This is a genomic window from Desulfosarcina alkanivorans (genome assembly GCF_009688945.1).
Classification (GTDB): Bacteria; Desulfobacterota; Desulfobacteria; order Desulfobacterales; family Desulfosarcinaceae; genus Desulfosarcina; species Desulfosarcina alkanivorans.
The window spans coordinates 1,784,389-1,800,736 of the sequence record NZ_AP021874.1 but is presented as its reverse complement, the minus strand read 5'-3'; the positions used below and the strand labels follow the sequence as shown (position 1 = coordinate 1,800,736).

The 16,348-nt window shown below is 51.6% G+C and carries 14 protein-coding genes and 1 CRISPR repeat array (1 of these 15 cut by a window edge); of the genes, 13 read left to right on the top strand and 1 reads right to left on the bottom strand.

From position 1 onward, the window contains the following. Positions 1-65: 65 nt before the first annotated feature. The 10 genes from DSCA_RS07950 to cas7c all read left to right on the top strand — a co-directional run bounded on the left by DSCA_RS07950 (position 66) and on the right by cas7c (position 12,149). Positions 66-1,346, top strand: coding sequence for an OmpP1/FadL family transporter (locus DSCA_RS07950; protein ID WP_155315918.1), 1,281 nt, complete (start codon positions 66-68; stop codon positions 1,344-1,346). 326 nt (positions 1,347-1,672) lie between these two features. Then, positions 1,673-1,873 carry a cold-shock protein gene (locus DSCA_RS07945; protein ID WP_155315917.1) on the top strand — a complete coding sequence of 67 codons (201 nt, stop codon included), beginning with the start codon at positions 1,673-1,675 and terminating at the stop codon, positions 1,871-1,873. Between the two features lie 250 nt (positions 1,874-2,123). Continuing rightward, entirely contained in the window at positions 2,124-2,486 is a 363-nt protein-coding gene (locus DSCA_RS07940; RefSeq protein WP_155315916.1) for a hypothetical protein, read from the top strand. A gap of 242 nt (positions 2,487-2,728) precedes the next feature. Next, on the top strand, positions 2,729-3,295 hold the full coding sequence (locus tag DSCA_RS07935; RefSeq protein WP_155315915.1) for a flavodoxin family protein: 567 nt from the start codon (positions 2,729-2,731) through the stop codon (positions 3,293-3,295). 381 nt (positions 3,296-3,676) lie between these two features. Beyond that, entirely contained in the window at positions 3,677-3,916 is a 240-nt protein-coding gene (locus DSCA_RS07930; protein WP_155315914.1) for a hypothetical protein, read from the top strand. A 384-nt stretch (positions 3,917-4,300) separates the two neighbouring features. Continuing rightward, entirely contained in the window at positions 4,301-5,275 is a 975-nt protein-coding gene (locus DSCA_RS07925; protein WP_155315913.1) for a helix-turn-helix transcriptional regulator, read from the top strand. A gap of 807 nt (positions 5,276-6,082) precedes the next feature. Next, a complete protein-coding gene (cas3, locus tag DSCA_RS07920; protein WP_155315912.1) occupies positions 6,083-8,428 on the top strand; it encodes a CRISPR-associated helicase Cas3' in 2,346 nt (781 codons plus the stop codon). 22 nt (positions 8,429-8,450) lie between these two features. Beyond that, positions 8,451-9,191, top strand: a complete 741-nt coding sequence (gene cas5c, locus DSCA_RS07915; protein ID WP_155315911.1) for a type I-C CRISPR-associated protein Cas5c — start codon at positions 8,451-8,453, stop codon at positions 9,189-9,191. Positions 9,192-9,193: 2 nt separating this feature from the next. Beyond that, entirely contained in the window at positions 9,194-11,206 is a 2,013-nt protein-coding gene (gene cas8c / locus DSCA_RS07910) for a type I-C CRISPR-associated protein Cas8c/Csd1 (protein WP_155315910.1), read from the top strand. 34 nt (positions 11,207-11,240) lie between these two features. Next, on the top strand, positions 11,241-12,149 hold the full coding sequence (cas7c, locus tag DSCA_RS07905; RefSeq protein WP_155315909.1) for a type I-C CRISPR-associated protein Cas7/Csd2: 909 nt from the start codon (positions 11,241-11,243) through the stop codon (positions 12,147-12,149). Positions 12,150-12,332: 183 nt separating this feature from the next. Here the strand turns inward: cas7c and DSCA_RS07900 are convergent, their stop codons facing one another. Then, complete coding sequence (locus DSCA_RS07900; RefSeq protein WP_197904759.1) at positions 12,333-12,632, bottom strand: HigA family addiction module antitoxin; 300 nt, start codon at positions 12,630-12,632, stop codon at positions 12,333-12,335. 94 nt (positions 12,633-12,726) lie between these two features. Here DSCA_RS07900 and cas4 point away from each other — a divergent pair, with 94 nt between their 5' ends. The 3 genes from cas4 to cas2 are packed head-to-tail and all read left to right on the top strand — an operon-like array spanning position 12,727 to position 14,695. Next, positions 12,727-13,371: a CRISPR-associated protein Cas4 gene (gene cas4, locus DSCA_RS07895; protein WP_155315907.1), complete on the top strand. Its 645-nt coding sequence runs from the start codon at positions 12,727-12,729 to the stop codon at positions 13,369-13,371. Next, positions 13,368-14,399: a type I-C CRISPR-associated endonuclease Cas1c gene (cas1c, locus tag DSCA_RS07890; RefSeq protein WP_155315906.1), complete on the top strand. Its 1,032-nt coding sequence runs from the start codon at positions 13,368-13,370 to the stop codon at positions 14,397-14,399. Before cas4 ends, cas1c begins: the two co-directional genes overlap by 4 nt. 5 nt (positions 14,400-14,404) lie before the next feature. Continuing rightward, the gene (gene cas2 / locus DSCA_RS07885) at positions 14,405-14,695 is read left to right on the top strand and encodes a CRISPR-associated endonuclease Cas2 (protein WP_155315905.1); all 291 of its coding nucleotides are present in this window, start codon (positions 14,405-14,407) and stop codon (positions 14,693-14,695) included. Positions 14,696-14,880: 185 nt separating this feature from the next. Then, positions 14,881-16,348: a CRISPR direct-repeat array (repeat unit 32 nt; unit sequence GTCGCCCCCCACGCGGGGGCGTGGATTGAAAC); it runs 269 nt beyond the window's last position.

The following is a 16,348-nucleotide window of genomic DNA, read 5'->3' as shown; positions in this document are numbered from 1 at the left end:
GAACAGTGAACAGTGAACAGTGAACCCGGAACCCGGAACCCAGAACCCAGAACGTGGACCATCCTATGAAAAGAACTATTGTCGCTGCCGTCTGCCTGGCCCTGCTTGTGTTAACCTCCTCATCCGCCTCGGGAAGCGGTTTCTATACTTCCGACCTGGGTGCGAGATCGACGGCCATGGGCGCTGCGAGCGTTGCTTCGGTCGATGATGCTTCCGCCGCTTATTTCAATCCCGCCGCATTGACCGGCTTGGATGGCATCAACGTGTCCGGCGGTGTGACCGTCTATGATGTCTCAGGGGAATTTAAGAGCGACAGCGGCGAGACCGCCCGGTTGGAGGACAGCCTTATTCCCTTGCCGCATGTCTATGTGTCCGGAAAGACCGGAGACAGGGTGGCCCTGGGATTTGCCGTATTCAGCGATTTCGGGCTGGCCACCGATTGGGAAGATGACTGGCAGGGCCGGTTTCTCCTGGGATCGACCTATGCCGAGTCACTGACCGTGAACCTCAACCCCGTGGTCGCTTATCAGGTGACGCCGGCCCTGAGCGTGGCCGCCGGTCCGGTGGCCCGTTATTTCAGCGTGGACCTGCAGAATCAAATGCCCAACCTGCTGGGCGGGTTCGGAATCGGGCCCAGCCCCCTGGCGGTCTCTGAAACGGGATCGCGGATCGAAGGGGATGACTGGTCCTATGGGTATACGGTTGCCTTGAAGGCCCGGCTTACCGAGGCGCTCGATCTGGGTGTTTCCTACCGGAGTAAAACCGACCACACCCTGTCCGGCGATTTCAAAATAGATGATGACGGGGTCAACGGATACACGGACGCCTCCATCGACGTGGAGGCCACCCTTCCCGCATACGCCGATATCGGTCTGTCATGGCATCGGAATAAATGGACCCTGGCCGTCGGTGTATTGTGGACGCAGTGGTCATCCTACGATGAACTGGGTTTCGCATTCGACCGTCTGCAAGGGGTCCCAGGCATCAACCAGACCGGTGGATCATCGGTCGTCACCGACTGGGAGGACACGTGGTCCTGGAAACTGGGTGCTGAATATGCCCCCGTCCCCGACTGGCGCCTTCGGGCCGGCCTCATTTTTGACCCGAGCCCCGTTCCGGATGCGACCCTGGACCCGCTGGTGCCGGTCGGCGATCGTCTGGATTTCACCCTGGGGCTCGGTTATTCCAAAGGCCCCTTAAAAGTGGACCTGGCGTACCTGCTGATTACGAGTGAAGACCGATCCTTCCAAACCAGCGGCGCTGAAGCCGGCCTGCCGGATATCAGCGGCGACTTTGAAGGGTTTGTCACCCATGCGCTGTCGGTCAGCGCCAGTTACCGGTTTTAGAAAAAAACAGTGGACGGTGCGTGGTGAACAGTGAAAAGGGTGATGGTGAACGCACCCATGCTGAAGTCCTGACCAGGACGCCAGTCACTCACGTAACGCAATGGACTTGCAGGGTAAAATTCATACTCAAAATAAAATATTATAAAAAAAACAAATAATTAACTTGCTAAAATTGAAAATGGGCTTATTATTACCGTATTCAATCAAGTCTTGTAAGTCTCTGATTTCTTCAAGGCCATCCCTCTCTGCAGGATATCTCCATTTGCCAAAAATGGCACCCTCCAGGTAGTGAAATTGAAAATTTATTAAGAAAGGAGGACGCTATTATGACCAATGGAACAGTTAAGTGGTTCAATGACTCAAAAGGATTTGGATTCATTGAGCAGGAAGACGGCGCGGATGTGTTTGTCCATCATACCGCCATCAATGCGACCGGATTCAAATCGCTCAGTGATGGCGACCGGGTTTCATTTGAAATCGAGCAGGGGCCTAAAGGTCCTTCCGCTAGCAATGTCACAGTGATTTAACCTTGTTTTAGCGAATAAAATGGGCATCCTTTTCGATATCGTGGGGTTGCCCTTTTTGTCTGGTTGGCCTTCATCCCCTCTCCGTGGAATGGTTCAAGACCCTCTGACTGCGAAAGTCAATTTGCTCGCTTCAAACTGCGAATATCAACAATGACGGTCAGAAGGCACCCATCTGGCAGGATCAGGCCCGGGATGACGGCGAGGCTTTAAAAGTGTGGTAACGGAATTATAATATACTGAAGGTAATGATATGATTAAGTTGATTGACAAGTATAGAATAGAAAAAATGATGATTGAGAACGAGGAAAAAGAAAAAAATGGAAGTGAATCCGAACTGAAGAAAAATGCATTCCACAGTGGAAAAGCGGTTGCCAAAAAGTGGATAAACAGTGCTTCCCCCCAGGAAATCAAAGATGTTCTTCGGCGCCCCAATGCCCGCCATGACACCAACTACTTTGCATTCATGCGCAATGTTTTTTTTACATTCATAGAAAAACGATGTCCCGGCGAAGCACAACGATTCAAGCGGGCCGATAATGATTCATTTTTGCATGGTTGGCGGGAAGGTGTGATCAATATCTGGAACACGCGTAAAGGGCGGTTAAATTGTTGATGTGAGAACCCAGGACGCCTGCCCCCCGGCGGACAGGCAAGCTCACAGGCCCGACCAAAAGCGGTAACACCCGTGCAAGCCGCTTTTCCATACAACGGGAACACAAATCCATCCGCAGATTCATACGCATCACAAACTTTGATGGAACGCATAAAAGCAATTGATTGGACATCTGAAAACGGTGGAGGTCGTTTGACGGTCAATCGCAAAAAAGATGAAAACTGAAAACAGGAGGATCAGCCATGAAGATCTGCACGCTGCTGGGCAGCGCCAAAAAGAAGGGCAACACGGGAACCGCTCTGGGATGGATAGAAGCAGAACTCGAATCCCTGGGCCACGAGGTGGCGCGGATCCATCTCAACAACACGTCCATCCATGGTTGCCTGGGGTGTGCCAAATGCCGTGAGAACCCCGATGAGATCGCCTGCGTTCAAAAGGACGAGGCCCTGGATGTCATGGAACGGATGATCCTGTCCGACGGGGTGCTGTTCGCTTCGCCGATCTATTTCTGGGGCTTTCCGGCCCAGATGAAGCTGCTGATCGACCGCTGCTTTTCCCTGGTCACCAATTACCACAAGCCCGGCCATACCTCTTTGATGGAAGGCAAGCGCGTGGGGCTGCTGGTCACGGGCGGGGACGCCTTCGAGCAAAATGCCGAAGGCATGTTCACCGCCTTCGAACGATTTGCCGACTTTCTGCTGGCCAGAAAACAGGGCGGCCTGTACCTGGCCGGGTGCAGCGATCCTTCCGCGTTTTCCGATGTGGAAAAGGAGAAGGCCGTGGCCCTGGCGCGATCGCTGGTCGGGTAGAATAACAGTGAACGGTGAATAGAGAGCGGTGAACAGTGAACACGGAACTGAGAACCCTAAAAGAATATATGGTATCAGGACCTTAATCGGAAAAAAAATCGCTATCACATTGTGGTGTCGGGTTCTCCGGCGTGCCTGCTATCTGTCAGAATTCAATGAGCATTCATCCGAATCCTGAAAAAGGTGCAAATGAGCATGGCTTTTGCATTTCAACCATACACAGACCCGTCCAACCAGCAGGCAGGGTTCAATCTAAGATGCCGCATACCGGAGCCATCCTGTCGGATCGGTGGGGCAGTTATCCTCAACGCGGCCACTATAAAAGATCTTCGGGTTCAGGTGAAAATGTAAGACTTGCCGTAGCAAACGGAAGATACGGAGATGACCGATCCAATCCCCTATATTGTTGTCGACAACCAGATAATTCTTCCTGTCGGCCGAATCCGTAGACCCGGCCCGTCAGCCGGTGATCCCGAATCCCAGAAGCAGCCGGACTTCGGCGTGGTGGACCGGGTCACCATCTCCCGCCAGGCGCGGCAGAAGTGCCGGCAGGCGCAATTCGACGCGGCGCCGCCGTCCGGCGCGGCCATGCTGACCCACACGCCTGAAAAACTGCGCTGATCCGGGAGCGCCTGCGATCGGAGGTGGAAGGCGGGGACAGCAGGTGGGTAGACTGTAGGCTGTCAGGGTGAAAGTGGAGGCAACAGGTGGAAGCTGTGCCCCATTGTAATATCCCCCTCACCCTGTCCCTCTCCCCCAAAGGGGCGAGGGGACGCAGTCAAAATATTGGGAATGATCCCGGATTCTCAGGTTAAGGGGTACCGTTTCCTTTTATTGTTCACGCATCGCCGTTCACCATTGGGTCCAATCCCTTAATTCAAGGCCAATTTTAAGTATTAACCCAAAAAGGCCTTGATTCCTCATTATTCATCCGTTAACCTGCACCTTGTCTTCCCTTTCCGTTCCATGTAATTTTCTCACTACCCAGCAAGCGGGGCAGCGGCCATGCCGACCATCGCCACCCTGGAGCGCATGTTCTGGTTCGACGACCAGGCCAGGCGCCGTCGATACCCCAACGCGACCAAACTGGCCGAACGGTTCGAGCTGTCCCCGAAAACCGCCCAGCGCTGCATCGAGGCCATGCGTGACCGCTTCGGTGCCCCCCTGGAATACCACCCTTCGGAAAGAGGCTATTATTACCGGGACGACTCGTTTGAACTGCCCCATTTCCAGGTCGGCCAGGAGGAGATCCTGGCCCTGCTCCTGGCGCGCAGCCTGCTGTCGTCCACCTCGGGCGGATTTATCAGCCGGGATATCGGCCGTTTCAGCCGCAAGCTGGCGGTCGAGGCGGGGGGGCTGGGATTGGACGCCGGTACCATCGACCGGCTGTTCTCCGCCGCCTGGACCGGCCATGCACCGGTTGACGCCCGTACCTTCCACCGCATATCGCAATGCCTGATTGCATCCAGGCGCCTGCGCTTCACCTACCGTTCGCCGGCAACCGGCAACACCACGACGCGCACCGTGGAACCCCACCACCTGCAGTACTACAACGCCTCATGGGTGCTGGTGGGCCGCTGCCTGCTGAGGGACCGGTGGCGCAAGTTCTACCTGGCCCGCATGGACCGGGTAACGGATACCCGGGAGACCTTCACCCCCCGTCCTGCAGAACAATGGCGGCATCGGGTGGAGGGGGCATTCGGCATTTTCCAGGGCGGCCGGGCCGTTGATGTCATCCTGCGCTTCACCCCCTTCCGCGCCCGGTGGGTCCGCGAACAGGACTGGCATCCGGCCCAGCGGATGGTTCCCCTTGACGACGGCAGCCTGGAACTGCGCCTGCCCGTGGCCGATTTCCGCGAAATCAGGATGAAAATTCTCCAGTTCGGCGCCGACGTGGTCGTGGTGGCGCCGGAGGCGTTGAGGGCCGAGATCCGGGAGGAGGTTCGGCGGATGGGGGAGATGTACTTAGCTCAAAGCTGATAGCTCGTAGCTGATAGGCTGAAGGTTGAAGGTGGAAGGTGGGAGGTGGAAGGTGGAAGGTGGAGAAGCCAGGTGGTTAGGTTGAAGGCTGTAGGCTGTCAGGGCGGAAGGTATTCTGTCTTTTTAGTCAATCAAACTAACGAAACCAGCGAACCGTTTTTTTTATCACCTATGACACGTTTTGACCGACCACCTTTGATATGAAGGTAGCCGAGGTGATGTGGACGGTGAACGGTGAACAGTTAACAGTGGAGAAACCAGGTGGATAGGCTGGCGGCGGTGGACAACAGGTGGGGAGGCTGAAGTCTGTAGGCTTTTGGATAGACGGTATTCTGCCCTTCAAACCAATCGAACCCGTTCAACCGATTCAACCAATGCAACCAATCAAGACAGTTCGTTTTTCACGCAGAAACCTGCTCAAGGCGTTTTTTTCCAGTCCGCTGGCAGCGCTTTTCGCCGGCCGCGCCAAGGCCGGTCCAAACCCGGATGCCCGTTTCCGCTGCTGCGCCAACTGCCGCCACTATGTGCCGCCACGCCACACGGCCATGCTGGACGGCCCGCCGTCTGGGTATTGCCGCCATCCTAACCGTGTTGGAAGTCGGTATATTATGGACTCATGGTCCGTTTCAGAGGCGGGGCTTTATCGAGAGCCGGGGGAGGGGTGTGATGATTGGTTTGAGGGGAATGTGAGGGAACAGGGTCGATAATACAGAAGCTTTCACAACCTCGGTAAAACGCGGGAGTCTTTTCACCATTACGTGCCTTGCTGAAACGGTTTTAAAGATATCAACTTGGACTGCAATAAATATGATTTATTTCGCACGTAAAAATCAGACGATTTCTGAACACATCACAAATACGGCAAATCTTGCAAGAGTATTCGCCAGTGTTTTTGGTTGTGAAAATACTGCATACTTAGCCGGCTTGTTGCACGATTTAGGGAAATACACGCAGGCTTTTCAGGATTATCTGGAACGTAGCCTGCGGGGCGATAAAGTACAGCGTGGCGAAGTTATCCATGCCCTACAAGGAGCGAAGTTTGTTGAAGAAAAAATCAATGACCACCTGCTTGCGGATATCATCGGTAATGTCATCGCAACCCATCACGGCGGGTTGTTCGACAGCATTACCGATGGTGAAAGAACTTTGTCCGTCAGGACCGATAAAAGCGAAGATAAACTCCATTATGAAGAAGCGGTCAAAAATTTTAGTCCCCGCATCAATGAAACCGAATTGGAGGCGGAAATTCGTGGCTTCTGCCAAAAATGCCAAACGAAAAAAATAAACCCGTTCTTTATGCTGCATTTTTTTACGAAAGCCGTTTATTCTTGCCTTGTAGATGCGGATAGATGCAACAGCGCCGGCTTGGAAATTGATAATGCTGTGCCGGATTGGGAAAATTTGATTCAACAAATAGAAAACTATCTTGGTTCTTTTTCTGGTGATGGTGATATTGATGAAGTTCGCAAAAGCATTTCTGAACAGTGCAAGCAAGGAGGCGGCCGAGATAAGGGAATTTATACTTTGTCTGTTCCAACCGGTGGAGGCAAGACATTGTCGAGCCTGCGGTTCGCTTTGGAACACGCCAAGGAGCATAAGCTTAAACGCATCATTTATGTTATTCCTTATTTGTCGATTCTTGATCAAACGGCAACGACAATTAGGTGCGCTTTAGCAGGATGTGATAAAAGTAAACAGTGTAAGAAAAGTGAGGAAGAACGGAAGAAATGTGAAGCGTATCGAAAAACGGATGAGTTAATTTTAGAACATCATTCAAACATCGAACCGCCGCACGAGGATGACGCCGAAGAACAATACCGTCTGCTGACTTCCCGTTGGGACAGTCCAATTATTTTAACCACAATGGTTCAATTTCTTGAATCAATCTACAGCAACAAAGCGTCCAAGCTCCGAAAATTTCATAATATGTCGGAAGCGGTTCTGATTTTTGACGAAATCCAGGCTCTTCCGATAAAATGCACTCATCTATTCAATGATGCTGTGAATTTTCTGCAAACCTTCGGAAGATCAACCATCCTACTGTGTACAGCCACACAGCCGCACCTTCATAAGGCGGAGCGTCCGATATTGTTATCTGGCAAACCGGATATTGTCAGTATCACACAGGGTGAATTGGAAGTTTTTGAGCGAGTCTACATTGAGAATAAAACTCAGCCGGCAAGGGATCACGAGCAGATCGCGGAGATGGTAAGAAAACAGATTGAACAGGAAAAGAGCACACTTGTTATCCTGAACACAAAAAGTGATGCTCGCAAAATGTATGAAGAGTGCCGGTCGATTGAATGCGAGAAAGCGTTTTTGACGACCGACCTTTGTCCTGCTCACCGTTTGAATGTCCTTGAGCGATTACGGGAAAACCTATCCCCTAAAACAAAGCAAGTGACGTTATGCGTCAGTACGCAACTGATTGAAGCGGGCGTGGATGTGTCGTTTGACTGTGTGATCCGGGCTCAGGCAGGTATGGACAGCATTATCCAGGCGGCTGGACGCTGCAACCGCAACAAAGAGAATCCAACACCGCAGCCGGTCTTTGTCGTCGATATCCAGGATGAAAAGCTTTCGCGCTTACCGGAAATTAAGGACGGCAAGGATGTTACGGCAAGAGTATTCCGTGAAAAACGGGATGGTAATTTGCTGAGTGATGAGGTGATCAATTTGTTTTATCAGTATTACTTTTTCGACCAGCAAAAAGGGAAAAACGTAGGCAAAATGGATTACAAAACAAAGGATGATAAAACAACGATCTATAACTTGCTCAACAAGAATTCTTTGGGAGCGGTTGCTTACCGGAACCGCAACAACAGGGATTACAAGGGACTGCCTTGTGCTTTTCAAACTGCGGCGGACGAATTTTCCGTGATTGACGGTATCCAGACCGGTGTGGTTGTGCCCTATGGCGAGGCTCTGAAACTTGTAGATGAATTCCAACGCAGTCATGAACCGAAGGAAAAAATGCGCATCTTGAAGCAAATGCAGAAATATACGGTCTCCATCTATTCAAATTGTCTGGATGAAATCAAAAAGGGGGCCAGTCTCGTGGATGGCACGTTTTACTTGTTGAGTCCGGATTACTACGACGCGGAAGAGCAGGGGTTGAAACGCGAAGCTATGTTTTCTTTTTTAAATGCGTAAATCAAAAGGATAGAGGTGCCAGATGAACAAAAAACGCAACTCTGTGGAATTTAAAATATCGGGGCGATATGCGATGTTTGCCGATCCCGTTACAAGAGTAGGCGGTGAGAAATTTTCCTACCAGATTCCGACCTATCAGGCACTCAAAGGCATTCTTGAAAGCGTTTACTGGAAGCCGACTTTTATCTGGTACATCGATGCCGTTCGGGTAATGAAAAAGATTCAAACCGAGTCCAAGGGAATCAAGCCGATTAAAATGAGCGGTGGCAACGACCTTTCCTACTACACCTACTTGCGGGATGTGGAGTATCAGGTTCTTGCTCATTTCGAATGGAACGAACACCGAAAAGAACTTTTCGATGATCGCAACGAACACAAACATCACAACATCGCCAGACGCAGCATCAAAAAAGGCGGGCGACGGGATATTTTTTTCGGTACGCGAGAATGTCAAGGCTATGTCGAACCTTGTGTTTTCGGCAAAGAAGGCGAATGTTTTTACGAAAAATATGGGCAACTCGATTTCGGTGTGATGTTTCACGGATATGACTATCCCGATGAAACCGGAAAAGGTGAACTGGTGGTTCGTCTGTGGAGGCCGAAGATGATAGACGGCATCATCGAGTTTCCAATGCCGAAAAATTGTGATTCTTCCATGCGACGTTTTATCCGTAAAATGACGGCAAAAGAATTCGAGAAAGGCCGGAACTTTTCATTTGTCGATGATGATCTTTCCGTGGCGGATTTGTTGGAGGAGGAATAATCATGGGATTCTGGCAACATTTAGCGGTCAGTTACGACAAGAATGCTGATGCGTTGAAAAAAACGTATCCGCTTTCGACGACATCCATTTCCAACAACAACGATATTATTGCCGTTATACTTATTGATGGTGACGGGAACTTTGTTGGTTACGATAAAATCGAAAAAAAGAAAAAACCAACCAGAAAAGACCCCGGGAATCCTCTTGTCAATATCACGATACCCACATCTGAAGAAAGTTTGAAAAGAACCAGTACATCAATAATTCCTTACCCGATGTTTGACCAATACGGGTATTTTAAAGGCTTACCTGGAAAATACCCACGAAATTTAAGTGTATTATCGAACCATCTAAATTTTATCCAAGACCATGAAAAAAAGATAAAAAAAAGTAAAAAGTCTTCTACATATTATAAACTATGGAAAAACTATAAAAACCGCGTTGAAAAGCTGAAAAGGAGTTGGGAAAAATTAGAAACTTATTTAGAGCAACTGGAAAGTTTCGCCAAATCTTCGTTTGCAACAGAACAGGTTAAAGCAATTTATAAATATATTTCCAAACGAAAAGTCGCCACTGACCTGAAAGACATGAAATTAAAAGATAATGTAAATGTTGTTTTCCAAGTAGAAATACCCGGTAATCAGCAAACAAAAGTTTGGGAAGAGGACACGTTTTTCAGTGCGTGGCATCAATATTATTTCTCTGTAAAAAACAGCTTGAAATCGTTGGATTATATTACTGGCAAGAAAGAACCGGCTGCCACTTTTCACCCCAAAAAGATATCCAGTGTTTCTGCTAATGCAAAGCTTATTTCCGGTAATGATAAAACGAATTACACGTTTCGAGGGAAATTCAGCGAACCCTCCGAGGCCGTATCCATTGGTTACAACGCTTCTCAGAAAGCGCACCAGTTTTTGCGATATCTCATCAATGATCGGGGATGTGGTTGTGGCGAGCAGGTGATTTTGTCCTTTACGATTGGCTCCATGGAAAAACTCTTGGCGCCTCCGATTGAAGACGAAAGTATTTTGGCTGTTCTGAAAGGATCATCGGTTAAAACGGAAAGCGATATTCAAATCGACCTTCGCGCCGAAACGGGATTTGATTATGCGGATGCCCTGAGGAGTTCCCTTGGCGGATTTGGACACAGTCAGGCGTTGAAGCAACATGCCAAAACTGCGGTGATTGCGCTGGATGCTGTTAGCGATAAATCAGGTCGATTGTCTATTACATTTTACCGCGAACTGGACAGAAACGAATATCTTGAAAGAGTCGCCGACTGGCATAGCTCCATTAAATGGCATCAAAAGTTTTGGGAAAAAGTTGATGAGAAATATGTTCCCTATATCGGCGCGCCGTCCGTGGATAAAATCATCGAGGCGGTTTACGGCAAGCCAAGAGGCGGTAAGGATGAGAGCTATACAAAGATCAAAAAAGCGGCACGGGAACGGTTGCTCCGCTGTGTTTTTGACGGAGCGTTTTTGCCTAAAGATTATGTGGTGGCGGCTATTCGGCGGGCCGCCAATCCGTTGGCAATTAAAAGGAATGGTAAATTTGACCGTAATGGTTATGAGCAAATCGCATCTACGGTATGTGCGCTGGTGCGCAAGGATTTTAAACAACGCAACGAGGAGGACTACAAATTGAGCATTGAACTCGACAGAACCGGCCGTGATTACCTTTATGGCAGACTGCTTGGTGCGGCGGACAAACTGGAGGAATACGCCCTATACAAAAAGGATAACCCCCGTGTTGTTACCGCTGCGATTCGGCATATGCAAGCATTTGTCCAGCGTCCGTTCAGAACGTGGCAAACCATTCACGGTTGCCTCAATCCGTATATTCAAACTGTAAAAGGTGGATTTGCGTTTAATGAAATTCAAGCGGTGATGAATCAATTTACAACGGGTGATTACGAAAAAGATACGCCGCTGAACGGTTCGTATCTAATTGGCTATTACCATGAACGCGCCTATATCGACAGTCTGGTTAAGGCTGCTGCTGAAAAGAAATAACAATCAACCGATTATAAAAAATAGGAGGATAACAATGACGGACAATAAAGCGCTCACGAACAAAATTGATTTTGCAGTAATTATTTCCGTTAATCGGGCGAATCCCAATGGCGACCCGCTGAACGGAAACCGTCCTCGCCAAACCTACGACGGCTTTGGTGAAATTTCGGACGTTTGTCTCAAACGTAAAGTTCGCAACCGTCTGCAGGATATGGGCGAATCCATTTTTGTTCAGTCGGATGACAATCGGGCTCCAGGTGATGAGTTTCGTTCGCTTAATGACCGATTTAAGGCCGCCTTAGGTAGGTGGAAAAAGGATGTTGAGGATAAGAAAATCGAATCGGCCGATACAAGAAACAACGCACCCAAAGAATGGATGGACGTGCGGGCATTCGGACAAGTTTTTGCGTTCAAAGGGAATAAAGATAAAGACGCAGACGCAGTGTCGATTGGAATTCGCGGCCCCGTAACCATTCAAAGCGCGTTTAGTATCGAGCCGATTACGCCGGATAGCTTGCAAATTACCAAGAGTGTCAATCTCGAAACCGAGAAAAATCCTGATAAAAAAAGCGGTGATACCATGGGGATGAAGCACCGCGTTGATAAAGGCATTTACGTAACCTACGGCGCTATCAATACGCAACTCGCCAGCAAGACCGGCTTTTCGGATGACGACGCTAATAAAATCAAATTGGCTTTGCAAACGCTATTTGTCAATGATGTTTCATCTGCGCGACCCGAGGGCAGCATGGAAGTCGTGAAAGTGATATGGTGGCAACACAAAAGTCCAAGCGGTCAATATTCTTCCGCTAAGGTTCACCGCACGTTGATGGACATCGTGAAAGCAGACGGAACCTACGACAAACTGGACACGTTAAACGATCTAAAACCGGAAGAACTCGATCCATTGGAAGGTGAGGCGTTGCAAAGACTTTGCAAGTGATTTAGTGCCTGAAAAACCAATTTGCTGGTATTTTCGCTCTCAGCAACGGCCTGACGCTTGGTGAAGCCGCTTTCGTGCTGGAGGGGGCGTGACCATCGCCGGCCAACAGCTCAAGGACCATGAAGAGGTGGTAGACCATGCGCGGGCCATCGACCAGATATACAAATTGAAGTGTGAACTCGGCTACGCCACCCGATCCAGCACCTTTACCTCTTTCTCAAGCCGGTCACCCAACTCCATTTTGACCCGTTCGGTATCATAGTGGGTCTGGATGCCGGTCCAGAATTCAACGGAGGTGCCGAAATAACGGGCCAGGCGCAAGGCTGTGTCTGCGCTGACGCCGCTTTTGCAGTTGCAGATTTTGCTGATGCGCATGGCAAGAACGCTGATGTCCTTGGCCAGGCGGTAATGGCTGATGCCCAAGGGCTTCATTAATGCTTCCAGCAGGATTTTACCGGTATGGATGGGTGGAAAATTTCTCATGGTCATACCTCAATGGTAGTCGACAATTTCGACTGTATAGTCACCATCATGGTCACATTAGCAACCACTCGAGATAGTATCGCCAAGGGTTATTATGTTTGCAGAATCCGATCTCTTGCCCCTCTCTGCGCTTCAACACATATGCTTCTGTGAGCGGCAGTGCGCCCTGATCCATGTGGAGCAGGTGTGGCTGGAAAACCGGTTTACCGCCGAAGGGCGCATCATGCACGACCGGGTGGACTCGGGCAAACGCGAGTCGCGGCGGGATGTGCGAATCGCCTATACGGTGGCACTGAGATCGCTGCGGCTGGGTCTGGTGGGCAAGGCCGATGTGGTGGAGTTTCACCGGGAAAAGACCTCAGACGGAAAATTTTACTGGCGACCCTTTCCCGTGGAGTACAAGCGCGGGCGGCCCAAGAAGGACAACTGCGACAAGATTCAGCTCTGCGCACAGGCCCTTTGCCTGGAGGAGATGCTGGGGCATCGCATCGACAATGGGGCGCTTTTTTACGGGAAGACCCGTCGACGGCAGGACGTGGCTATCGATGGTTCATTGCGCAAGGAGACGGAACAGATGGCCGTTCGTCTTCATGCACTCTTCGAGGCACGGGTCACGCCTAAACCCGTGTTCGACAAACGTTGCCCGAACTGTTCTTTTTTCTCCTATTGCCTTCCTGAAAAATTGAACGGGAAAAAGTCTGCCGGCCGTTACCTTGATGCCATCCGAGAGGAAAAATGAAAAAGCATCTCAACACCCTGTTCGTGACCACCCAGGGCGCCTACCTGAACAAGGAAGGCGAGACCGTCGTCATCTCCGTTGACCGAGAAAAGAAGCTTCAGCTTCCCGTGCACACCCTGGACGGTATCGTCTGCTTCGGACGTGTGATGTGCAGCCCCTATCTCATGGGGTTTTGTGCCGACAAGGATGTGGCGGTGAGTTTCCTGACCGAGCACGGTCGATTCCTGGCGCGGGTTCAGGGCCCGGTTTCCGGCAATGTGCTCCTGCGGCGTGAGCAGTATCGGCGAGCGGACAGCGACGATGCGTCGGCCCGCATCGCCCATGACGTCCTGGTGGGTAAACTGGCCAACACCCGAACCGTATTGCAGCGGGCGGTCAGGGACCATGGTGATAAAGTGGACGCGACCAAGATCAATTCTGCATCGAACCACATTTCCGCCCTGCTCAAGAGCATCCGGCCGGGCATGCCGCTGGATTCTCTGCGGGGAATGGAGGGGGATGCCGCACGGGCCTATTTCGGCGTCTTCGACGATCTCATCGTCAATAAACGCAACGGATTCTCGTTTAATGGGCGCAATCGCCGTCCCCCGTTGGACCCGGTCAACTGCCTGCTATCTTTTATCTACACGATACTGCTGCACGACGTGCGCTCGGCACTGGAAGCCGTGGGCCTGGACTCGGCGGTCGGGTATCTGCATCGGGATCGCCCGGGCCGTCCCGGACTGGCACTGGACATGATGGAGGAGTTCAGGCCGATCATTGCGGATCGAATGGTGTTGTCTTTGATCAACCGGGGCCAGGCGGTAAAAAAGGACTTCGTTGTCCAGGAAACCGGGGCGGTGCTCATGGGCGACGATTTGCGAAAGAGGGTGTTGATGGCATACCAGAAGCGCAAGCAGGATGAGATTTTCCATCCCTTTCTGGAGGAAAAAGTCAGCATCGGGTTACTGTTCAGCACCCAGGCCCTGTTGCTGGCCCGGTATATGCGGGGTGACCTGGATGCGTATCCGCCGTTTGTCTGGAGGTAAACCCCATGATGGTGCTCGTGAGTTACGATGTGTCGACTGTTGATGCAGGCGGGCCGGGCCGCCTGAGAAGGGTGGCGAAAATATGCAAAAACCATGGGCAGCGGGTTCAATATTCCGTGTTCGAGTGCATCGTGGATCCGGCCCAATGGACGGTCTTCAGGCAAAAACTCATGGACCAGATCGAACCTGAAACCGACAGCCTGCGGTTTTACTTTCTCGGCGCCAATTGGCGAAAACGGATCGAGCATGTGGGCGCGAAAGCGAGTTTCGACCAGGAGGGGCCGCTGATCGTCTGATCCCGTTGCGAACCCCAAGTGCACACGATTTTTCAGGGGTGTTCGCAAAGTGCTTTATATGCTTGGTTTTAATTCGGATAAGGCGGTGGTGGGATTTTCTGGTGAGAACATTAACGCCAATTTCAACAATTGTCGCGTTAGGGCGGCAATTTGTGCATTAAAAAACAAGGCTTTAAACAGCAGCGGTCGCCCCCCACGCGGGGGCGTGGATTGAAACCGCTGGTATCCACCCCACCCGGCGGGGTGGCCCAGTCGCCCCCCACGCGGGGGCGTGGATTGAAACGTATGGCGTGGGCAAAAATTATGAAAAAGCCTAGTCGCCCCCCACGCGGGGGCGTGGATTGAAACAGCCCCTGGTTACCTTGATTGCACAGATTGGGCGTCGCCCCCCACGCGGGGGCGTGGATTGAAACAAACAAGCCCGCACGGGCAGGGAGGAATCATGAGTCGCCCCCCACGCGGGGGCGTGGATTGAAACAAATGTTGGATTGGCAACACTATCGAGCCCACCAGGTCGCCCCCCACGCGGGGGCGTGGATTGAAACTTTGGTCCCCATTCCCAACAAGGCCAGAAGACAGGTCGCCCCCCACGCGGGGGCGTGGATTGAAACATTTTTAAAGAAACGACTTTAACAGATGGTAGCGTCGCCCCCCACGCGGGGGCGTGGATTGAAACTTTTTATGGCAATCATCAATCCCATAAATGGTGGTCGCCCCCCACGCGGGGGCGTGGATTGAAACCATTTTAAACCTCTTTATTTAAAAAACGATTTTGTCGCCCCCCACGCGGGGGCGTGGATTGAAACAACAATTATCATGGGGGAGTTACATGGGGGGCGGTCGCCCCCCACGCGGGGGCGTGGATTGAAACGAAGAATACTCCTCGGACAGGTCGTATTCTATCGTCGCCCCCCACGCGGGGGCGTGGATTGAAACATTTGTTCTGATGGCCACCAGTGCGGATAAAACGGTCGCCCCCCACGCGGGGGCGTGGATTGAAACTTATGTGTTACATTTATCCTTGACTTAGGAAGGTCGCCCCCCACGCGGGGGCGTGGATTGAAACATGGATTGCCTCCATATGCAGGTTGACGCCGTCCGTCGCCCCCCACGCGGGGGCGTGGATTGAAACTGTTTTGTCGGGGCCCAGCATGCGGGGTCGGCAGTCGCCCCCCACGCGGGGGCGTGGATTGAAACTGATCGGTGACGGAACCAACGGGCCGTCACAGGTTGTCGCCCCCCACGCGGGGGCGTGGATTGAAACAGGAGACGATGTGCCTTGGCATGGCCATGGGCAGTCGCCCCCCACGCGGGGGCGTGGATTGAAACAAGCGATTGCGCGACGCCGGCGTGCGGGTAACGCGTCGCCCCCCACGCGGGGGCGTGGATTGAAACCTGCCACGGGTGAAAATCTACTAATCAAGGAGATGTCGCCCCCCACGCGGGGGCGTGGATTGAAACCCTTGCTGTAGGATTCCTCGCCAAGGTCTTTGAGTCGCCCCCCACGCGGGGGCGTGGATTGAAACTCCTATAACGATATTGTTTTCTATATCAATGGGTGTCGCCCCCCACGCGGGGGCGTGGATTGAAACTGCAGACACTGATTCCGGGCCTGCTCAAGCCTGAGTCGCCCCCCACGCGGGGGCGTGGATT